A 21,266-nucleotide genomic window follows, 5' to 3' on the forward strand; every position below is an offset into this window, starting at 1 on the left:
CCATGGTGCAAGGTGTACCCATGATTGCGATGAAAGATCCGCGCAACGACGACAAGAACCTGTGGGTCGGCTGGGACGAGTATCACCGGCTGATCGAACTGCTGGCGTTGCAGGTGCATGAGTCGGGCTGGAAGTTCGACAAGATTCTGTGTCTCGCGCGCGGCGGTTTGCGCGTCGGCGACCAGCTCTCGCGTATTTACGATCTGCCGCTGGCGATTCTCGCCACCAGTTCGTATCGCGAGGCGGCAGGCACGGAGCAGGGCGAACTCGACATCGCGCAATACATCACGATGACGCGCGGCGAGTTGCACGGCAACGTGCTGCTGGTCGACGATCTGGTCGATTCGGGTGTGACGCTGGCACGCGTGCAGCAGCATCTGAAAGAACGCTATCCGGCGATCACCGCGGTGCGCTCGGCGGTACTCTGGTACAAGGGCTGCTCGAAAGTGAAGCCTGATTACCATGTGCAGTATTTGCCTACCAATCCGTGGATTCACCAGCCGTTCGAGGAGTGGGACACGGTTCGTCCGCATAACCTCGGCGCGTGGATCAAGCGCGGCATGCAGCAGGACCAGGAGTCGTCGGGCACGTGATGCACGCTACGACGTCTTGTGTATCGCGTCGTATCCCGTGCAGTGCCTGCAAAACGGAGCCCGATTGGGCTCCGTTTTTTTATGGCGCGTTATATGTCCGCCGTATGTGCTCTGCGAACGGTGCCTTGCAAAACGCCCATGCTGTGCCGACGAAACGCCTGACGCAGCAGACGCGCCCAAATCGCAGTGCTACACTGCGCGGACCATCCACGTGGTGTATCCACAACAAGCCGGGCGGCGCTAGGCGGGCAGTTTAGAATAGCGGTCGTTTTTTCCGCTCAGGGAACGGATTTCCTCGCGTCTATGACAGATAACAATCACGTGCACAAACAGCCTCTGCCTTCCCTCGCGATTGCTGCGATCGGAGTGGTGTTCGGCGATATCGGCACGAGCCCGCTGTACTCGCTGAAAGAGGCGTTCAGCCCGTCACATGGTATTCCGCTGACCGATCAATCGATTCTGGGCGTGATCTCGCTGCTGTTCTGGGCGATCGTGATCGTGGTCAGCATCAAGTACGTATTGTTCGTGATGCGTGCCGACAACAACGGCGAAGGCGGTGTTCTCGCGCTGATGGCGCTGGCGCTGCGCTCTGTCGACCAGAAGGCGAAAGCGGCCGGCTTGCTGATGATGCTCGGCATCTTCGGCGCCTGCATGTTCTATGGCGACGCGGTGATTACGCCCGCTATTTCGGTGATCTCGGCGGTCGAGGGTCTGGAGATCGCGGCGCCCAATATGTCTCATCTGGTATTGCCGCTCACCATGGTGATTCTCGTGCTGTTGTTCTGGATTCAGCGGCACGGCACGGCCACCGTCGGCCGCCTGTTCGGTCCGATCATGGTGCTGTGGTTCGTGGTGCTCGCCGCGCTGGGTCTGTGGCACATCATTCAGTCGCCGAACGTGATCAGCGCACTGAACCCGTATTACGCCTACACCTTTATGGCAGCGCATGTGTTGCAGGCCTACGTGGTGCTCGGCTCGGTCGTGCTGGTGCTGACCGGCGCCGAAGCGCTCTATGCCGACATGGGTCACTTCGGCGCCAAACCGATCCGGATGGCGTGGTACTGCCTCGTGATGCCCTCGCTGGTGCTCAACTACTTCGGCCAGGGCGCGCTGCTGATGCACGACCCGAAGGCGATCGAAAACCCGTTCTTCCTGCTCGCGCCGGATTGGGCGTTGCTGCCGCTCGTGGTGCTGTCGACGGTGGCGACCGTGATTGCGTCACAGGCAGTGATTTCCGGTGCCTATTCGCTGACGAGCCAGGCGATCCAGCTCGGCTACGTGCCGCGCATGAAGATCCTGCACACGTCGGACCTGGCGATCGGTCAGATCTATGTGCCGGTGGTGAACTGGATGCTGCTGTTCATCATTCTGTGCATCGTGATCGCGTTCAAGAGTTCGGATAATCTCGCCGCCGCCTACGGTATCGCGGTGACGGCCACCATGGTGATCACTACGGTCCTTGCCTGCGTCGTGATGGTCAAGGTGTGGAAGTGGAACAAGCTTCTCGTGGCGATGATCATCGGCGTATTCATGGTGGTCGACTTAGGCTTTTTCGGCGCCAATCTGCTGAAGGTCGAAGAGGGCGGCTGGTTGCCGCTCGGCATCGGCGCGTTGCTGTTCTTCCTGCTGATGACGTGGTTCAAGGGCAGGATGATCGTCAAGGAGCGCACGGCCGCTGACGGCATTCCGCTCATGCCGTTCCTGCAGGGCTTGCTCGCGCATCCGCCGCATCGCGTGTCGGGTACGGCGATCTATCTGACGGGCAGCGATTCGCTCGTGCCGGTGAGCTTGCTGCACAACCTTAAGCACAACAAGGTGCTGCACGAGCGCACCATTTTCCTGACCTTCGTGACGCTCGATATTCCGTATGTAAATGACGCGGATCGCGTGACGGTCAGGGATCTCAATGGTGGCCTGTACCTCGTCAAGGCGGCGTACGGTTTCAACGAAACGCCTGACGTGAAGGCGGTGCTGCTTGAGGTCGGCCGCACGCACGACATGACCTTCGAGATGATGGACACGTCCTTCTTCCTCGCGCGCGAAACGGTCGTGCCGACGCAGTTGCCGGGCATGTCCGTGTGGCGCGAACGTGTGTTCGCATGGATGCACCAGAACGCCGCCAAGCCGACCGACTTCTTCAGCATTCCCGCCAACCGGGTGGTGGAGTTGGGGACAAAGATCGAGATCTGACGCGATGGATCGAGGTTCGGACGCGCCTTGCATGCGAAGGCGCGGCAAGCGATAAGAGATAAAAAAAGCCCACGCAATTGCGTGGGTTTTTTTTTGCCGCTCAGTCTCGTGAACGTCAGTGCGTGAGCGAATCACGCACTGACGAACCCGCTTACTTCTGCTTGAGCTTGGCGAACGCAGCGGCCATTGCGCCGCCTGCTTCCGGCTCACGCGAGCGTTGTTGCTGCGCGCCGCGGCCACCGCCGCCACCCGAGCGGCCGGAACCGCCACGATCCTGTTGGGCGCCCCCACCGCTGCGCTGCGCGGCTGCCGCGCCGAACTCGTCGTCCAGACGCATGGTCAGCGCGATACGCTGGCGCTTCACGTCGACTTCCAGCACCTTCACCTTGACGATCTGGCCGGCCTTGACTACTTCGTGCGGGTCTTTGATGAACTTCGTCGACATGGCCGACACGTGCACCAGGCCGTCCTGATGCACGCCGATGTCGACGAACGCACCGAAGGCCGCCACGTTCGTCACGACGCCTTCGAGCACCATGCCCGGCGTCAGATCGCTGACCTTCTCGACGCCTTCGCGGAAGGTCGCGGTCTTGAACTCGGGGCGCGGGTCGCGGCCAGGCTTTTCGAGTTCCAGCAGAATGTCGCGCACGGTCGGCAGGCCGAAACGTTCGTCGACGAATTCTGCCGGCGACAAGCCACGCAGCGCGTCGCGATTGCCGAGCACTTCGCCGACGTGCTTGCTGATCTTCGCGAGCATGCGTTCCACGACCGGATACGCTTCCGGGTGAACCGACGAGCGGTCGAGCGGGTTTTCGCCGTTGTTGATGCGCAGGAAACCGGCGGCCTGTTCGAAGGTTTTGTCGCCCAGACGCGGCACCTTGCGCAGATGTTCGCGCGACGGGAACGGGCCGTTTGCATCGCGATAGTCGACGATGTTGCGTGCCAGCGTCGCGTTCAAACCCGACACGCGCGCGAGCAACGCGACCGACGCCGTATTGGCATCCACGCCGACCGCGTTCACGCAATCCTCGACCACCGCGTCGAGCGAGCGGGCCAGTTCGCGCTGATTCACGTCATGCTGGTACTGGCCGACGCCGATTGCCTTTGGCTCGATCTTCACCAATTCCGCGAGCGGATCCTGCAGGCGACGCGCAATCGACACCGCACCGCGCAGCGACACGTCCATGTCCGGAAATTCCTTCGCCGCGAGTTCGGAGGCCGAATACACCGACGCGCCGGCTTCCGAGACGACGATCTTCTGCAGCTTGAACTCCGGATGACGCGCGATCAGTTCGCTCGCAAGCTTGTCCGTTTCCCGCGACGCCGTGCCGTTGCCGATACTGATCAGCTCAGCTTGCGTCTGTGCGCAGATGCGCGCCAGTTTCGCAATCGAGCCATCCCAGTCGCGGCGCGGCTCGTGGGGATAAATCACGTCGGTGGCGAGCACCTTGCCGGTCCGATCGACCACCGCAACTTTCACGCCGGTGCGCATGCCCGGATCGAGCCCGATCACGGCCTTCGGTCCTGCGGGTGCTGCCAGCAGCAAGTCCTTCAGGTTGCGCGCGAACACGCGAATCGCTTCATGTTCGGCTTCGTCGCGCAGATTGGTCAGCAGTTCGTTTTCGATATGCGGCTGCACCTTCACGCGCCAGCACCAGCGGCACACGTCGGCGAGCCACTTGTCGCCCGGGCGGTTCTGATTGGCGATGCCGAAGTGGCGGGCGATCAACGCTTCGCCCGGGTGCGGCACCTGCGCGTCGAGTTCTTCACCGAGCCCCAGCTTGACCATCAGCACGCCCGCATTGCGGCCGCGGAACAGGGCCAGCGCGCGATGCGACGGCACGGTCCGGATGGTTTCCGCATAATCGTAGTAATCGCGGAATTTTTCTTCTTCCGCGTTTTCCTTGCCTTCGACCACTTTCGACGACACCACGCCCTGGTTGAACAGGTAATCACGCAGCTTGCCGAGCAGATCCGCGGTTTCGCCGAACTGTTCGGACAGGATGTCGCGCGCGCCGTCGAGCGCGGCCTTGATGTCGGCGACGCCTTTCTCGGCGTCCACGTAGGCGGCGGCTTCGGTTTGCGGGTCGAGCAGGGGATTGGCCAGCAGCGCGTCGGCGAGCGGCTGCAGACCGGCTTCGCGGGCGATCTGCGCGCGCGTGCGGCGCTTCGGCTTGTAGGGGAGATACAGGTCTTCCAGCACCTGCTTGCTGTCGGCGCCTTCGATCGCGGCGCGCAGTTCGTCGGTGAGCTTGCCCTGTTCGTCGATGCTCGCAATGATCGTGGCGCGCCGGTCTTCCAGCTCGCGCAGGTACAGCAGGCGCTCCTCGAGATTACGCAGTTGCGTGTCGTCGAGATTGTCGGTCACTTCCTTCCGGTAGCGGGCGATGAACGGAACAGTCGCTCCTTCGTCGAGAAGTTGCACCGCGGCCGCGACCTGGCGCGGCTGGACGGACAGTTCGGCGGCGATGCGCTGTACGATCTTGAGTGCTACGGTTTCCGTCATAAGGTCTTGGTGTTCCTGCTGCTCAATCAAAGGTCGCGCGGTAGCGGCACATGCCAAGTACATGCCAGACGCGCGCCGGGCCCACGTCGGGCACGCCGGTGCACGCTGGGCGTGCGCGCTGCGACCAGGTTGCTGGAGCGGGGCATTTTGCCATAAATGCAAAAGGGCTCAACCGCAGGGTGATAGAATTTCGGGCATGTTCCGTTGACCAATTACGACGTTGCCAACCTCCTTGTCCCTCAACCGCCTGGACTCCCGCTTGGTCCCTCGCTTGTCACAATTACCGCTTTTTCTGACGCCGCGTTTGTCGCGCTCGCCGCTTACGTCGCTCATGTCGGCGTTGCGGTCGCTGTTCAGGTCTGCGCTTCCGTCCAATGGGATGTTTTTCGCTTCGTGCGCGTCGTGCGTCATGGCAGCTTCGCTGGCGGCGTCCGCGCCGGCCGTAGCGCAATCCGCAGCGCCGCTTGTGGCCGCCAGCAGCCTGGCGCCGGCAGCCGCTTCGGGCACAACGAGCACCCTGAACGCCACGGGCGCGGACAATGCCGATAACGCGGCATCGTCTAACAGCGCATTCGAAGCGCGGCAGAAAGTTCTCGATCAGCGCACTGAGGAAAACAACTATCGTTACGCGGTCGCCGAACACGATTGCTACAGTAAGTTCTTTGTCAACCACTGTCTGAACAAGGCGCGCGACAGCATGCGTTCGGTGCAGGCCGATATTCGCAAGGAACAGCTCGCGCTAGACGGCGAACAGCGTGTCCAGCGCGCCCGCCAGCGTGACGAGCAGGCAGCGCTCAAACGCGCTCAAGACGAAGCCAGCGCGCCGCAGCGTGCCGCTGACGACGCGCGTAACGCCCAAGCCTACGAAGACAAGCAGCGCCAACACCAGCTCGACCAGGCGCAGCGCGCGGCCGAGGCGCCGCAACGCAGCGCCAACGCGCAAGCCTATCAGCAGAAGCAACAACAGCACGCGCTGGATCAGGCGCAGCGCGGCATCAGTCCGTCGCAAGCCGCAGCCAACAGCCAGGCATACGATCAGAAGCAGGGCGACTTCCAGCGCAAGCTCGACCAGGCGCGTCAGCAGGGCGCGCAAAAGGCGCAGGAGCGGGTGGAGAAGCAGCAGACCTTCGAGAAGAAGCAGGCCGACGCGGCGCAACACAAAGCCGACGTCGAGGCTCGTCAGAAGCAGGCGGCCGAGAAAGCCGAGCAGAAACGTCAGGACCAGTTGAAAGAGCAACAGCAACTTGAAGAACAGCGAAAGCAGCAACAGGAACAACAGTAGGTGTGCTGTAGCGGGTTCTGGTAGGGTAGTAGCCAGGCAGTAGTCGCCGTAACGCGTTTTAAGCCGGACAGCAACCTCAGGCATCGGGCTGCACACGCAGCCCGTGCCGCTTACGAGCGGAGGCGAGCATGCGCGATCAACATCACGTCATCACCGCGGACACATTGCGCGACCGTATTCTGCAACTGGAATCGGAGCATAGTGGGCTCGATCGCTTGATCGACCGAATGTCGGAAGAGCCCGGCATCGACGACTTCGAGTTGCAGCGCCTGAAAAAGCGCAAACTTAAAGTCAAGGACACCATCATCTTGCTGCAATTGCAGCTCGAACCGGACGCACGCGCCTGAGTTCGCGCCCTGGCAGGTGCCGGGTCGCGCCGCGCGCGCCGGACTTTGCAGGAAACGCTTGCCTTGAATTCACCGCTTGAAACTTCACCACGCGCCACGGCGGGCGACGACGCTCCGGCCGGCGGCACGCCGGCGCCGCGTCCTCCGGCGTCTGCGCTCTCCGCGTCGTTGAATCCACGCCGCGTCGCCGAACTGGACGATATCTTCGCCGACAACGGCCTGCTCGCCCGTCAGATTGACGGCTATCGTTCGCGCGCGTCGCAGATCGAGATGTCGCGTGCCGTCGCGGCGGCCATGGAAGCGTCGGGCCGCGCGATGCCCGAGCCCGCGATGTTCGAGGCGCAAAAGCGTCCGGCGCGGCGTCTGCAATCGCCAGGCGCGGAGGCTGCAACTGTTGCCCCTGAAAACGACGAATCGAACGGTCTCGACGGCAGCGAAAACACGCTGATCGTGGAAGCGGGCACCGGCACCGGCAAGACCTATGCGTATCTCGTGCCGGCCATGTTGTGGGGCGGCAAGGTGATCGTCTCCACCGGCACCAAGCATTTGCAGGATCAGCTCTTTCAGCGCGACATTCCAACCGTGCGCGACGCGCTCGCTGTGCCGGTATCGGTGGCGATGCTCAAGGGCCGCGCGAACTACCTGTGCCATTACTACCTGCAGCGCACAGCGGACAACGGCCGTCTGCCGTCGCGCCAGGAAACCTCGTATCTGCAGGACATCATTCGCTTTGCCAAGATCACGCGCACCGGCGACAAGGCCGAACTCGCGAGCGTGCCGGAAACGGCGGCAGTGTGGTCGATGGTCACGTCCACGCGTGAGAACTGCCTTGGCCAGGAGTGCCCGCATTACAAGGAGTGCTTCGTGATGCAGGCGCGCCGCGAGGCGCAGCAGGCCGACATCGTGGTGGTCAATCACCATCTGTTTTTCGCCGACATCATGTTGCGCGATACCGGCATGGCTGAATTGCTGCCTACGGCGAACACCGTCATCTTCGACGAAGCGCATCAACTGCCGGAAACCGCGACGCTGTTTTTCGGCGAGACGCTTTCCACCACGCAATTTCTCGAGCTCGCGCGCGATTCCGTGGCGGAGGGCCTGGGTCATGCGCGTGAATCGGTCGACTGGGTGAAGCTCGGCTCGACACTCGAACGCGCGGCGCGTGACGTGCGGCTCGCTTTCAAGGAAGACTCGGTGCGCTTGTCGATCGGTCAGTTGCCCGACGATCATCCTCTATTCCCCGCGCTCGAAACGCTGGAAGCCGAGCTCGACGCACTGACGTCCGCGTTGTCCAGTCAGGCCGAGCGAGCCGAATCGATCGGGGCGTGTTTGCGCCGCGCACGTGAGTTGCAAGGCGTGCTCGCGGGCTGGACCACGCCGCCCACCGAGACCGAACGCGCAGCCGCTGACGCCGCCGCGGACGACGCCAAGTCCGAACGTGCCGATCCGAATGAAAAGGTGCGCTGGATCGAAGTGTTCGCGCATACGGTGCAACTGCACGAAACACCGCTGTCAGTCGCACCGATCTTCGCAAAGCAGCGCGCCGGTGTGCCGCGCGCATGGATCTTCACATCGGCGACGTTGTCGGTGCGCGGCGACTTCACGCACTACGCGGCGCAGATGGGCCTGAACGCAAAACGCTCGATGACGCTGCCGAGCCCCTTCGACTATCCGACGCAAGGGCTTCTGTACGTGCCGCGCAATTTGCCGCAGCCTTCGTCGCCGATGTTCACCGACGCCGTGTTCGACGCTGCATTGCCCGCGATCGAAGCATCGGGCGGCGGCGTATTCATGTTGTGCACGACGTTGCGCGCGGTGGACCGCATCTCGGCCAAACTGCGCGACACCATTGAGGCACGCGGCTGGGACTATCCATTGCTCGTGCAGGGTGACGCGAGCCGCACCGAGTTGCTCGATCGCTTCCGTACGTACGGCAATGCGATTCTGGTGGGCAGCCAGAGCTTCTGGGAGGGCGTGGATGTGCGTGGCGATGCACTCTCGCTGGTCGTGATCGACAAGCTGCCGTTTGCGCCGCCTGATGACCCAGTGCTGTCGGCGCGTCTCGATGCGCTGACGAAGAAGGGTTTGAGCCCGTTCGCCGTCCATCAGTTGCCGCAGGCTGTGATTACCCTCAAGCAGGGCGCAGGCCGTCTGATTCGTGCTGAGACCGATCGCGGCGTGCTGATGATCTGCGACACGCGCCTCGTCGACAAACCGTATGGGCGCCGTATATGGCAGAGCCTGCCGCCGTTCAAACGCACACGTGAGATCGAAGTCGTGCGCGAATTCTTCGAAGAGAACGCAACGCCGGCTGAATAGCAGGCGATTAAGTGAATGCCGTTGTAAAAAACGGCGCTTAAATGACAAAACGCCACGGATTTGAATCCGTGGCGTTTTGCTTTACTGCTCCAGGAAATCGAGGTGATTTCCTGGAGCAGTTTTCGCCCAGAGGCGAACCCTATGCGACAGCTTACTGGCTTGCGCCCGAAGCCGGAGCAGCAGCCGAAGCAGCAGCGCCTGCGTCCGAAGCAGCGGCCGTAGCCGAAGCAGCAGCATCGCTCGCAGCAGCAGCCGCACCCGAAGCAGCAGCAGCCGAATCCGAAGCTGCAGCAGCCGGTGCCGAAGCGGCAGCAGCGTCGCTAGCAGCCGGTGCAGCGGCTTGATCGTTGCTCTTGTTGCATGCAGCCAGTGCCACAGCTGCCAACAGGGATGCTACGAGGAGGGATTTCTTCATGATCACGTCCTTTTATGGTTAAAGGTAAGCAACAGCGCAAAATAATACCGGTAATGTGCTCCAACACCGACCTGGGCCGCTGGTGGAGACGCTCTTTTGACGAGCTAGAATCTTCCCTACGGCTTGGGCGGAAATTATATGCACTTTCGTACTGACAATCCATAAATCCGGGGTCAATACGTTGTCTTTCTCATACAAAATTTCACAGTACGGTATAACAGGCGGGCAGAGTTACGCAAGCTCGCCCACTTGTATCCAGCCCGCACAATACCACTCGTGAAGCAGTGCTGTCACCGACGAATCGTCTGAGAGTGTTACAAAGCGTTTCGCACTCAAACACCGGTGGTCAGCGAGGTCAAACAACCACTTTTTGGCCCCATTAAATGGCGTTTCCTCTCCATTTACGAAGAAAAAACGGCGGTTGTACAACAAATTAGTCTTGCGGTCCAGTCGAATGCCAGACTTGGATGCCTGACTGATGAAACGGGCTTCATTGAGCGGTCGTTGCGGCGGATCAAACACGACGCTCGGCTTCGGTTCGCTGAGGTACGTGCCAAGGAACGACGCAATGTCCTGCTCACTCCACTTGACGCCAGCAAGGATCGAACCAACCCGCTCAATCAATGCGGCGGGCAACTCTGCCGGACGGTCGACAGCGGGTTGCTGCGGGTCACGATAAAGCGCATCGGGCCGCACAGCCGCGTCGCCGCGTTCGGCCAGATGGTAGAGGAACTGCGCGGTCAACTCGCCCGCGGATGGGGCGCGAAAACCGATTGAGCAGGTCATGCATTCGCCTTCGGCGACACCGTCATGCGCGATATGCGGCGGCAGGTACAGCATGTCACCTGGCTCCAGCAGCCATTCCTCTTCCGCCTCGAAATGCTGTAAAACTTTCAACGGCAAACCCGGTTGGAGTGTCAGATCTTTCTGCGCACTGATTCGCCACCGGCGCTTGCCTTTTACTTGCAAAAGAAACACATCGTAGGAATCGAAGTGGGGGCCGACGCCACCGCCATCGCTCGCATACGAAATCATCAGGTCGTCCAGACGCGCGTCCGGCACGAAGCGGAAGCGGTCGAGCAAGGCACGCGCGCGATCGTCGTAAAGGTCCACGCCTTGCACGAGCAGCGTCCAGGCGCGCTGCTTGACCGACGGCAGTTCATCCGGCGCGAACGGGCCGTGCTCCAGTTGCCATTTGTTGCGAAAGTGCGTGATCAGACGCGCTTCGACTTCGTCCTGATCGGCCAGCTCGAAAAACTCCTCGCGCGACAGCGGCGCCTCTACGTTCGGGATCGCCTGGCGGATCAGCAGTGGCTTCTTTTGCCAGTACCGGCGCATGAATTGCGACGGTGTCAGATTGCCGAGCAAGGGCGTGGGCGTGTCGGGCGAGGGCGGGAGAATAGGGCGAGCCGGCGTTGAAGCCGGTGAGGAATTCCGTGCCGACGCTGCGTCGGCCGGGTGGTCAGTGGGCCGCTTGGGCATCGTATAATGTGAGTTGTATTCTGGAGAATCGAATGAAAATCGCAAAGAACACCGTCGTGTCGGTCGCTTACAAGCTATCGGATGCGCAGGGCAATCTGATTGAAGAAAGCGACGAGCCGATGGTCTATCTGCACGGCGGCTATGATGGCACGTTCCCCAAGATCGAGGAAGAGCTCGACGGCCACGAGGCCGGCTTCGAGACTCAGATCCAGCTCGAGCCGCAAGACGCGTTCGGCGAGTACGATCCCGATCTCGTGAAGATCGAGCCGCGCGATCGCTTCCCGGAACCGCTCGAAGTCGGCATGCAATTCGAAGGCACGCCGGAGGAAGGCGATGATGACCTCGATTCGCTCGTCTACGTGGTGACCGACGTGGCGGAAGACAAAGTCGTGCTCGACGGCAACCATCCGCTCGCCGGCATGGCGCTGCGTTTCGCGCTGACCGTCAAGGACGTGCGTCCGGCTACGGAAGACGAAATCCAGCACGAACACGCACATGGCGCCGACGGCCTCGAAGTCCTCGATGACGATGACGACGAAGCCGAAGACGACAAATCAGGGCCCACGCTGCACTGAGCTTGCGGGCGTGCCGGGAGCGCCTGATGGCGCACCCGGTGCGTGTGGCAAAACGGTCGAGGCGGGCGGGCCGGACATGGCAGGCCCATACTCACCGTTGCCGTCATCCGTAGGTCTGTGTTGCTGTTGGTCGGGTTGCTGCTGCCCGGGTGTCTGCAACAACGGTGGCAACTCGGAAGCGGGGCCTAAGGCCGGCACGGCCGGCATCGAAGCGGCTGGCTCTTCGCGCTGCGGCACCGGTGCCGCTGTCGGCATTGGCATTTGCCTCGGCACGTCGCGCACGCTCACGCGGAACGGCGGTTTCTTGCCGAGATCCGCTTCAATCTGAATCCACTGGTTAAGACGATCATGCGGCGCAAGCTCGACACGTGTGAGGTTCGTCACCAGCATTCCCTTGTCATTGCGTAGCGGCTGATCGATCACGAAGCCGGCGCTCGCGCGTTCGTCGTCGCAATGAATCACCAGCACCGGTCCGCGGAAAATCTGCGCGAGTTTGACGAGGCTGCGTTTGAATTCCAGAAAACCGTCGCGGCGCGTGTTACGCGCAAAGCGCAGCCACGCGAAACGGTCGGGCCGTTCGTAGCGCTCCGGATCGGGGTCGCCCTGAATGAACACGACAATCGCGCGCGCGTCGCGGCGTTTCGCGTATTCGCCGGCATGTTCGAGCCAGAATGCATTGGCAATCACGCGATCTTCGAACTCGCCATTGCGGCCACCCGCAGTCAGATAATGATTGTTCGGGCTCGGCGCGTTGAGACCGACAAACACGGTATCGCCGACTTGCCAGCGCACGTTCTCCCGGAACGGGCGAAAGCGCGACACTTCGCTCTCGCGCGTCAATGCGATCGGGTTCTGACCCATCGACGTGGAGTCGATGAACAGGGTTTGGCGGAGCTGATCGAGCCGCTCGACCGGGTCGAAGCCGCCGGCCTCAGCCGTGCCGCAGTCGGCCCAGTCGTGCTGGCCTGGAATGAAGAAGAGGGCGGGCCGCGACGTTTCGAGCAGCGCGTGGCGCCGTTCGTATAGCGCATCGCGGCAAGCTTCTTTCGCGCCTTTCAGATTGCCGTCGTAGACGACGAACGATACGTCGCGGTCACGGCCGATTGCATCGATCAGACGTTGCGTGGGCGCTTCGTCGGCGGGGCTTTGCATCGTGCTGGCGATGACCGCGAAGGCAAAGCGCGGTGCTTCGGCGTACGCGAGCGGGGCAGTCACCACGAGCATCATAAGCGACGCTATCGACACGAGGCCGCCCGTGACCGTGAGGGCGTTGGTCAGCGCCGCGCAAAGTTTGCGCGGGCGCTGCGAGGGCCTGTGTGCGTCAATGATCTGCATCCGGCGCGGCGGCCAGGTCGTGCAGTTCGTACAGCAGATCGAGCGCTTCGCGTGGCCGCAGATCGTTCGGATCGATTGCGCGCAGACGCTCGACAAGTGCCTGCATGGCCGGCGACGCCGCCGCTGCTGCTTGCTTGCGACCGGGTTCGTCGTCGGCGTCTTCAAGCAGCATGGGCATGGGCGCGGCGAACAGATCGAGTTGCGGAGCGGGTTGCGCCGCCGATTGCTGTTCGAGATGCGCAAGATGCTTGCGGGCCGCGCGAATCACCGCGTTCGGCACACCGGCCAGTTGCGCGACCTGCAAACCATAGCTCTGATTCGCCGGCCCTTCGCTGACCGCATGCAGGAACACGATGCCGTGCCCATGCTCGACTGCCGACAGGTGCACATTGGCCGCGTGTGGAAACTCGGCGGGCAACTGCGTCAATTCGAAGTAGTGCGTGGCGAATAGCGTATGACAGCCGTTGTGCGAGAGCAGGTGCCGCGCGATGGCCCACGCCAGCGCGAGGCCGTCGAACGTCGACGTGCCGCGCCCGATCTCGTCCATCAACACGAGACTTTGCGGTGTTGCGTCGTTCAGGATCGCTGCAGCTTCGGTCATCTCCACCATGAAGGTCGAGCGGCCGCCGGCCAGATCGTCCGCTGCCCCGATTCGCGTGAAGATGCGATCGATCGGACCGAATGCCGCGCGGCGTGCGGGCACATAGCTGCCGACGTAGGCCAGCAACGCGATCAGCGCGGTCTGCCGCATGAAGGTCGATTTACCGCCCATGTTCGGGCCGGTGATCAGCAACAGTTTGCGCTCGGGTGTGAGCGTGCAGTCGTTAGCGATGAATTGCTCGACCTGCGCCTCGACAACCGGATGCCGGCCCTGTTCGATTTCGATGCCGGTATCCGGCGAAAACGTCGGCGCGACCCAATCGAGTGCGCGGGCGCGTTCGGCGAAAGCAGCCAGCAGATCGAGTTCGGCGAGTGCCGCCGCGACGCGCTGGCAGTCCGGGATAAAAGGCAGCAGCGCTTGCAGCAACGCGTCGTAAAGCGCGCGTTCGCGGGCCAGCGCGCGTTCCTGCGCGGACAGCGCTTTATCTTCGAACGTCTTCAGCTCTGGCGTGATGTAACGCTCGGCGTTTTTCAGCGTCTGACGGCGGCGGTAGTCGTCCGGCACCTTGTCAGTCTGGCCGCGCGTGACTTCGATATAGAAGCCATGCACCTTGTTGTACTCGACGCGCAGATTGCCGATGCCGGTGCGTGCGCGTTCGCGCGTTTCGAGGTCGATCAGGAACTGCCCGCAGTTCTCCGAAATATCTCGCAACTCGTCGAGTTCCGCATCGTAGCCGCGGGCGATCACGCCGCCGTCGCGCACCATCGCGGCTGGCTCCTGCGCGACCGCGCGCTTGAGCAGTTCGACGCAGGCTTGCGGCGGTTCCAGCGACGCGTCGATACGCGCCAGCGAATCCGCATTGGACGAAACGGCCGCGAGTTGCGTGCGCAACTCCGGCAAGGCGATGAACGTATCGCGCAGGCTCGACAGATCGCGGGGCCGCGCCGACAGCAGCGCGAGACGCCCGGTGATCCGCTCGATGTCGGAGATTTGCCGCAACGCGCCGCGCAGCGTGTCGACGCCTGCGCCCAGCGGTGCGTCGAGCAATGCGCCGATGGCCTGCTGACGTGCTTGCGCCACAGCGGCTTCGCGCGGGGGATGATGCAGCCAGTGACGCAACAGGCGGCTGCCCATCGTCGTGCAGCAGGTGTCGAGCAGTGAACACAGCGTGGGCGATTCGGTGCCGCGCAGCGTTTCCGTGAGTTCAAGATTGCGGCGCGTGGCGGGGTCGAGCCCGATATATTCGGACTCGTACTCGACCTTCAGGCTGCGCACGTGACGCAATTGCTGGCCTTGCGTGGCCGCGGCATACAGCAGCAGCGCGCCGGCCGCGCCGCATGCCGCTGTCAGCGAGTGCGCGCCGAAGCCGTCGAGGCCGGCCACTTCCAGTTGATCGCACAGACGCTGCGTGCCCGAGGCGATATCGAAGTGCCAGACCGGCACGCGGGTGAGGGCGCCGGCGTTGACCGGCGGCGTCCAGCTCGCGGAGTCGGAGGGTGCATCGGCCACCAGAATTTCCGCGGGACGAATCCGTTCGAGCGCGGCGGCCACCTGATCGGGCGCCACTTCGGCAAGGCGCAGTGCGCCGCTCGCCAGATTCAACCACGCGAGCCCGACGCTCGTTGCGACGCCGCGACGGTTATGCGCGACACACAGCGCCATCAGGTAGACGTCGCTCTTGTCGGACAGGAGGGCTGCATCAGTCAAGGTGCCCGGCGTGACCACGCGCATCACTTTGCGCTCGACGGGCCCTTTCGACGTGGCCGGGTCGCCGATCTGTTCGCAAATCGCGACGGATTCGCCGAGCTTCACCAGCTTGGCCAGATACTGTTCGACCGCGTGATGCGGCACGCCCGCCATCTTGATCGGATTGCCCGCCGACGCGCCGCGCTGCGTAAGTGTTAAATCGAGCAGACGCGCGGCCTTTTCCGCGTCTTCGAAAAAGAGCTCGTAGAAGTCGCCCATCCGGTAGAACACCAGCGTGCCCGGATGATCCGCCTTGATGCGGAGATACTGCTGCATCATCGGCGTGTGTTGTGCGACGTCATTGGCCGCTGCGGTTTGAATGCCCATCCTCGGTGTCTTTTTGCGTTAGCTGTTCAGGGCGTGAGTTTAACCCGCCGACGCGGCGAGCGGACCCTGGCCGGATGGCCAATCCACAAAGCAGCTTACGTGTCGCAATGCGGATTCTCACGCCACCCGTGCGATTCTGATTCTCGCCATGCCATCATTCTTCAACGAGCGCCCGCATATCCACCGTGCGCTCATTCACAGCGCTGCGCCGCTTTGCGAGCCACATCATGAACGTGATGAAGCTGCCGAATACGACAATGATCCATTGCGCGGGCATCTTCGCGGTGAGCAGTATCGCGTAGGCCCCGAGCATCAGCAGCACGGCCAGATTCTGGTTGAAATTCTGCACCGCGATTGAATGCCCCGCGGAGAGCAAGGTCGCGCCGCGATGCTGGAGGATCGCGTTCATCGGCACGATAAAAAAGCCGGAGAGCGCGCCGAGCAGGATCATCAGCGGATAGGCGAGCAGGATGTAGGTCGGCAGCACGTATGAGCCGATACGGATGCCGGCGCCCGCCGGAAACAGGTCCCGGTTGTAGAACGCCACAGCGATCGCGACCGCGCCGGTGAGGATGCCGATCGGCAGCACGCGCAGCGAATTGCGCAATGGAATCAGCGCCGCCGCGGCCGCCGCGCCGACGGCGATGCCGAGCCCCGTCACGCCTTGCATCACCGCCGCCTTCGACAGCGACAGGCCAAGGTTCACGTTCGCCCACTTGAGCACCAGCAATTGCAGCGTGACCGCGCCACCCCACATCAGCGTCGTGACCCACAGCGCGATCTGCGCGAGCTTGTCGGCCCACAACACGTTGAAGCAATGATAGAAGTCGCCGACCAGTTTCTTCGGCTCGTTCAAACGGTTCGGATAACGCGCGCCGGTGTCGGGAATGAAGATGTTGACCGCCGCCGCGATGGCATACGTGACCATCACCGCGAACATCGCCAGATCGGCGGAAGAGCGGATCAGCGGCAGATGCGCATGCGCGACGAACCGGTCGGCGAGGGTGCTGATCAATGCGCCGCCGACCATCGTGCCGACAATGGTCGACAGGACGGTGGCCGATTCGAGCCACGCGTTCGCCTTGACGAGTTTGTCCGCGGGCAGGAGCTCGGTGAGAATGCCGTACTTGGCCGGCGAATACGCGGCCGCGCCAAAGCCGACCACGCCGTACGCAATCATCGGATGGACGCCGGCGATCATCATCAGGCAACCGCTCGCCTTGAGCGCGTTGGAGACGAACATGACGTGCCGCTTTTGCAACGCGTCGGCGAATGCGCCGACGAAGGGGGCGAGCAACACGTAGGAGATAGTGAAGAACATCTGCAGCAGCGGCGTGACCCAGGCGGCCGAACGGATCACCGATAGCAGGGCGATGGCGGCAATCAGCAGGGCATTGTCCGCGAGCGACGAAATGAACTGCGCCGCGATGATCGTGTAGAAGCCTTTTTTCATGAAGCGGATCGGAAGCTGCGCGGAAATCTGACGCGAAGCACGGCGCTGCAAGAAGCGCGCAAAACGCAGCCGGCGATCGTGCGTGCCGGCGCGGCCTTCCGCTTTGTAGCACGAACGCCCGCCGGGTGCAGGCGGGCCAACGAAAAAGCGGCCGAAGCCGCTTTAGGTATTACCGATGCTGTATTACCGATGCCGGCACCGAGCCGGCCAGTCCAGACCTGAGACCTGAGACCTGAACCTTAAGCCGATTGCTGGCGCGTGCGGCTGTAGCGCGACAGGATCGGGATCATCTGCGCGTAGACCTTCGGATTGCCCGCGACGATTTCGCCGACGTGCAGGAAGTCCGAGTCGCCCGTGTAATTGCCGACCAGACCGCCGGCTTCCGTGATCAGCAGGCTGCCTGCGGCGACGTCCCACGGATTCAGGCCTTGCTCGAAGAAGCCGTCCATACGGCCCGCGGCAACATTCGCCAGATCGAGCGCGGCAGCGCCCGGACGGCGCAGGCCGGCGCAGGCTTCGGTCATTTCAGCGAACTGGCGGCCATACGCTTCGAGGCCATCCTTTTCACGGAACGGGAAGCCGGTGCCGATCAGGCCGTCAGCCAGGCGGTCGCGCTTGGCGACGCGGATGCGGCGGTCGTTCAGGAACGCGCCGCGGCCGCGCGAGGCGGTGAACAGGTCGTTGCGGGTCGGATCGTAGACCACCGACTGCGTCACGATGCCCTTGTGCGCAAGTGCGATCGACACGCAGTAGTACGGGAAGCCGTGGATGAAATTGGTGGTGCCGTCGAGCGGATCGATGATCCACTGATATTCGGAGTCGTTGTCCGACTTGCCGGATTCTTCGGCGAGGATGGCGTGATCGGGGTAGGCTGTCTTGAGCGTATCGATGATCGCCGCTTCAGACGCTTTGTCGACCTCCGTGACGAAATCGTTGTGCTGTTTCTTGCTGACCTGGAGGAGATCGAGGTCGAGCGACGCGCGGTTGATGATCTGGGCTGCGCGGCGCGCGGCCTTCACAGCAATATTGAGCATGGGATGCATGAGACTGGATCCTTGTGCCGGGGCAGCACGGCTGCTTACCGGTAAATGAGCGCGGGATGAGCGCTAATTGAGCGCCATCAAAGGGCGCGGAAACAGCACGGAACGCACGTCCGGCAAAGGACCGGGTGCGCATTCCGCCGACGGAGACGAATTGGATAAGAACGAAGCGCCGGAGCTCTCACAAGAGAAAACCGGGCGCGAATATTGGTATTTTACCTGAGTCCGGGCGCCGCGGCAGCGCTTGCTGCCAGGCATGGCGTGCGACGGTCCAACGGCGCGGCTTTAGCGCGGCGGACACGCGCATTTCGGAGCCGATGCACTGTTGGCGCTACCATACGCGTTCTTTAGCTTGCCGAGTTTCATCGTGGACCACACCCACCATTCTTCCGATCCCGCCGTGGCGGACCTGCGCGGCGGTTTTACGTCGACGCGCTTTGTGCTCGTCGAGCCCAGCCATCCCGGCAACGTCGGCGCCGCGGCGCGCGCGCTGAAAACCATGGGTTTCTCGCGCCTCGTGCTGGTGTCGCCACGTGTGCCGCACGTGCAAAGCGATCCGGAAGCCATCGCCATGGCGAGCGGCGCTGACGACGTGCTGGCGTCCGCGCACGTCGTACCGACGCTTGCCGATGCGTTGAGCGGCGTGCATTGGTCGATTGCACTGACCGCCCGGCTGCGCGAATACGGGCCGCCGCAATGGACGCCGCGTGCCGCGGCGGGCGCCGCGCGCGAGCAGGCAATACATGGCGAGATCGCGCTGGTGTTCGGCAACGAGCGCACGGGCCTGTCGAACGAGGATGTCGAGCGCTGCAGCGCGCTCGCGCATATTCCGGCCAATCCCGCCTACAGTTCGCTCAATCTTGCGCAGGCCGTGCAGGTGTTGGCGTATGAATTGCGCACGGCGTATCTGTCCGCGGGCGAGGCAACGGCTGCAGCATCCGCGGTGGCTCAAGCGGTCGCCGGGCAGGGCGAGCCGGTCGGCACGCGGGCGGCAAGCGACGAAATCGAAAGCATGTACGCTCATCTGGAAAGCGCGCTGGTCGCGCTCGAGTTTCTCGATCCGGCCAATCCGAAGAAATTGATGTCCCGCTTGCGGCGCCTGTTCGCACGTTCCGGTCTGGAGCGCGAGGAAGTGAATATCGTGCGCGGCATCGCCAAGCATATTCTGCTGAAGACCAAACCGCCGGGCGACGACGCGTCCTAAGGGCTGCGTGCCCATCAATCTACGACCTTGCCGGCAGCGTGGGCTTCCGGCAGGTTTCGCGCAATCGCCCTACAATCGCTCGAAACGTTCTAAGCAAAGCTGCCGATCTGCTATGCGGCAAGCATCCGTCGTGCGTGGTGTTTCACGCAGGCGGTCTTTTCCCCCACAACCTAGTCCCTGCCATGTTCACGAGACTCCGCGAAGACATCGCCACGATCCGCGAGCGCGATCCCGCCGCCCGCAGCGCCTGGGAAGTCATCACGTGTTATCCGGGTCTGCACGCGCTCGTGCTGCACCGGCTCGCGCACGCATGCTGGCAGGCTAAACGCCGCTGGCTCGCGCGTTTCATCTCGCAGATGGCGCGTTTCATGACCGGCATCGAAATCCATCCGGGCGCTACGCTGGGCCGCCGTGTGTTCATCGATCACGGCATGGGCGTCGTGATTGGCGAGACGGCGCAAGTCGGCGACGACTGCACGATCTATCAGGGCGTGACGCTTGGCGGCACGTCGCTCACGCGGGGGGCGAAACGGCATCCCACGCTTGAACGCGGCGTGATCGTCGGCGCGGGGGCGAAGGTGCTCGGCGGTTTTACGATCGGCGCGGACGCGAAGATCGGCTCGAATGCAGTGGTCACGAAGCCGGTGCCGGCACGCGGCACGGCGGTGGGGAATCCCGCGCGGATCATCGTCCCGGCAGCGGCTGCCGTGGTTGCTGCGGCAGCGGGTTCGGCGAGCGCATCGGCAAATAGCGCAGTGCGTGAGTCGAAGGCGGTGTCGGAAAAGAGCGCATTCTGCGCCTACGGCATCACGCCGAATGCGGACGATCCGGTATCGCTGGCGATTCACGGTCTGATCGACCACGCTGCCACGCAATCGAAGCGTATCGACGAAATCGTCGACGCGCTGGAGCGGCTGGGAACCAGTCTGGAAGGCTTGCAAGGCGCCGACGCGGCGCTGCTCGATCTGCGGCGCCTGTCGGCCGCGATTGCAGGAAAGGTGGAAGGGGCGGTGGCGGAGCGCTAGTCAATTCAGCGGCAACGCCCGAATCCCTTCCGCATCGATTCGTAGATAACCGCCACGGCGCTCGCCGTGGTCGAGATCCCAATCCGGCAACACCCAGCGCGTGCCGCCCGGCTCGCGATGCCGCGCCGGACGATGCGTATGCCCATGAATGATCGTGGCCGTTTTCGACGACTTGAATAACGCAGCGACGGCCTTCGGCGTCACGTCATACTTCGGCGAAACCGGACGCGAACGGCCTTGCTCGCTTTTCGAGCGCATGTTTTCCGCAAGCGCCTGACGCCAGCGAAACGGCCACGCGAGAAACAGCATCTGCGCGAAACGGATGCGCGCAAAGCGCCGGAAAAATTGATAGCCGCGATCCGCGGTGCAGAGGCCATCACCATGCGCGAGCACGATCCGCGTGCCGAACGCGGTGATCACGAACGGATCGGGCAACCAGATCGCGCCGGCCGCTTTCATGAAGCGCTTGCCGAGCAGAAAATCGCGATTGCCGTGCATGATGTAGAGCGCGATACCGCGTTCCGACAGCGTATGCAGCAACGCCGCCATCCGCGCGACGAACGGCTCGACGAGCATGTCGTCGCCGATCCAGTACTCGAACAGATCGCCGAGAATGAAAACCGAATCCGCCTGCTCGGCCGTGACGCGGACGAAGTGTTCGAACGCGGCGACCGTGTGCGGAATCGCCTCGCTCAGATGAATATCGGAGAGGAGAAAAAACGGACGTGCGGCGTGCGGGCGTTTGCCCTCGCCAGGCACGCCCGCGGCGACGCTTCGCAGCGGTGTTTCTTGCAGCATTGAAGGTGCCTGATGTCAGTTCAAACGC

The 21,266-nt window shown here is 62.8% G+C and carries 17 protein-coding genes; 9 read left to right on the forward strand and 8 right to left on the reverse strand.

The window, feature by feature from the left end; genetic code table 11:
* Window positions 1-2: 2 nt before the first annotated feature.
* Window positions 3-593, forward strand: coding sequence for a phosphoribosyltransferase (locus M0D64_RS08560; RefSeq protein ID WP_054041857.1), 591 nt, complete (start codon window positions 3-5; stop codon window positions 591-593).
* 303 nt (window positions 594-896) lie between these two features.
* Window positions 897-2,783 carry a potassium transporter Kup gene (locus M0D64_RS08565; protein ID WP_266257314.1) on the forward strand — a complete coding sequence of 629 codons (1,887 nt, stop codon included), beginning with the start codon at window positions 897-899 and terminating at the stop codon, window positions 2,781-2,783.
* A gap of 151 nt (window positions 2,784-2,934) precedes the next feature.
* On the opposite strand, the gene M0D64_RS08570 is transcribed toward M0D64_RS08565, so the two are convergent.
* Complete coding sequence (locus M0D64_RS08570) at window positions 2,935-5,289, reverse strand: Tex family protein (protein WP_266257315.1); 2,355 nt, start codon at window positions 5,287-5,289, stop codon at window positions 2,935-2,937.
* Window positions 5,290-5,668: 379 nt separating this feature from the next.
* On the opposite strand from M0D64_RS08570, the gene M0D64_RS08575 reads away from it, so the two are divergent.
* The 3 genes from M0D64_RS08575 to M0D64_RS08585 all read left to right on the forward strand — a co-directional run bounded on the left by M0D64_RS08575 (window position 5,669) and on the right by M0D64_RS08585 (window position 9,237).
* On the forward strand, window positions 5,669-6,571 hold the full coding sequence (locus tag M0D64_RS08575; protein WP_266257379.1) for a hypothetical protein: 903 nt from the start codon (window positions 5,669-5,671) through the stop codon (window positions 6,569-6,571).
* 128 nt (window positions 6,572-6,699) lie between these two features.
* Window positions 6,700-6,918: a DUF465 domain-containing protein gene (locus tag M0D64_RS08580; RefSeq protein WP_093633515.1), complete on the forward strand. Its 219-nt coding sequence runs from the start codon at window positions 6,700-6,702 to the stop codon at window positions 6,916-6,918.
* A gap of 63 nt (window positions 6,919-6,981) precedes the next feature.
* A complete protein-coding gene (locus M0D64_RS08585; protein WP_266257316.1) occupies window positions 6,982-9,237 on the forward strand; it encodes an ATP-dependent DNA helicase in 2,256 nt (751 codons plus the stop codon).
* Window positions 9,238-9,388: 151 nt separating this feature from the next.
* On the opposite strand, the gene M0D64_RS08590 is transcribed toward M0D64_RS08585, so the two are convergent.
* A complete protein-coding gene (locus M0D64_RS08590; RefSeq protein ID WP_054041874.1) occupies window positions 9,389-9,652 on the reverse strand; it encodes a hypothetical protein in 264 nt (87 codons plus the stop codon).
* Window positions 9,653-9,883: 231 nt separating this feature from the next.
* Window positions 9,884-11,134, reverse strand: coding sequence for a cupin domain-containing protein (locus tag M0D64_RS08595; protein WP_266257317.1), 1,251 nt, complete (start codon window positions 11,132-11,134; stop codon window positions 9,884-9,886).
* Window positions 11,135-11,166: 32 nt separating this feature from the next.
* Here M0D64_RS08595 and M0D64_RS08600 point away from each other — a divergent pair, with 32 nt between their 5' ends.
* Window positions 11,167-11,709: a peptidylprolyl isomerase gene (locus M0D64_RS08600; RefSeq protein ID WP_154565123.1), complete on the forward strand. Its 543-nt coding sequence runs from the start codon at window positions 11,167-11,169 to the stop codon at window positions 11,707-11,709.
* Here the strand turns inward: M0D64_RS08600 and M0D64_RS08605 are convergent.
* The 4 genes from M0D64_RS08605 to M0D64_RS08620 form a co-directional block, all read right to left on the reverse strand.
* Window positions 11,689-13,044, reverse strand: coding sequence for a hypothetical protein (locus M0D64_RS08605; protein ID WP_266257318.1), 1,356 nt, complete (start codon window positions 13,042-13,044; stop codon window positions 11,689-11,691). The genes M0D64_RS08600 and M0D64_RS08605 overlap by 21 nt on opposite strands.
* Window positions 13,031-15,718 (reverse strand): DNA mismatch repair protein MutS, encoded by a 2,688-nt coding sequence (mutS, locus tag M0D64_RS08610; RefSeq protein ID WP_266257319.1) that lies wholly within the window; start codon window positions 15,716-15,718, stop codon window positions 13,031-13,033. The genes M0D64_RS08605 and mutS overlap by 14 nt, the downstream gene beginning before the upstream one ends.
* Before the next feature lie 154 nt (window positions 15,719-15,872).
* Window positions 15,873-17,171, reverse strand: coding sequence for a lysophospholipid transporter LplT (gene lplT, locus M0D64_RS08615; RefSeq protein ID WP_266257320.1), 1,299 nt, complete (start codon window positions 17,169-17,171; stop codon window positions 15,873-15,875).
* 239 nt (window positions 17,172-17,410) lie between these two features.
* Window positions 17,411-18,214, reverse strand: a complete 804-nt coding sequence (locus tag M0D64_RS08620) for an inositol monophosphatase family protein (protein ID WP_154565115.1) — start codon at window positions 18,212-18,214, stop codon at window positions 17,411-17,413.
* Window positions 18,215-18,281: 67 nt separating this feature from the next.
* Here M0D64_RS08620 and M0D64_RS08625 point away from each other — a divergent pair, with 67 nt between their 5' ends.
* The 3 genes from M0D64_RS08625 to cysE all read left to right on the forward strand — a co-directional run bounded on the left by M0D64_RS08625 (window position 18,282) and on the right by cysE (window position 20,440).
* Window positions 18,282-18,434, forward strand: a complete 153-nt coding sequence (locus M0D64_RS08625) for a hypothetical protein (RefSeq protein ID WP_167378324.1) — start codon at window positions 18,282-18,284, stop codon at window positions 18,432-18,434.
* Window positions 18,435-18,578: 144 nt separating this feature from the next.
* Window positions 18,579-19,415, forward strand: a complete 837-nt coding sequence (locus M0D64_RS08630) for an RNA methyltransferase (protein WP_168435889.1) — start codon at window positions 18,579-18,581, stop codon at window positions 19,413-19,415.
* Window positions 19,416-19,597: 182 nt separating this feature from the next.
* Window positions 19,598-20,440, forward strand: a complete 843-nt coding sequence (gene cysE, locus M0D64_RS08635; RefSeq protein WP_266257321.1) for a serine O-acetyltransferase — start codon at window positions 19,598-19,600, stop codon at window positions 20,438-20,440.
* Here cysE and M0D64_RS08640 read toward each other — a convergent pair whose 3' ends face one another.
* Window positions 20,441-21,238: a UDP-2,3-diacylglucosamine diphosphatase gene (locus M0D64_RS08640; protein ID WP_154565109.1), complete on the reverse strand. Its 798-nt coding sequence runs from the start codon at window positions 21,236-21,238 to the stop codon at window positions 20,441-20,443.
* Between the last annotated feature and the right edge of the window lie 28 nt (window positions 21,239-21,266).

Source organism: Paraburkholderia sp. WS6, assembly GCF_030464835.1.
Taxonomy (GTDB): domain Bacteria; phylum Pseudomonadota; class Gammaproteobacteria; order Burkholderiales; family Burkholderiaceae; genus Paraburkholderia; species Paraburkholderia madseniana.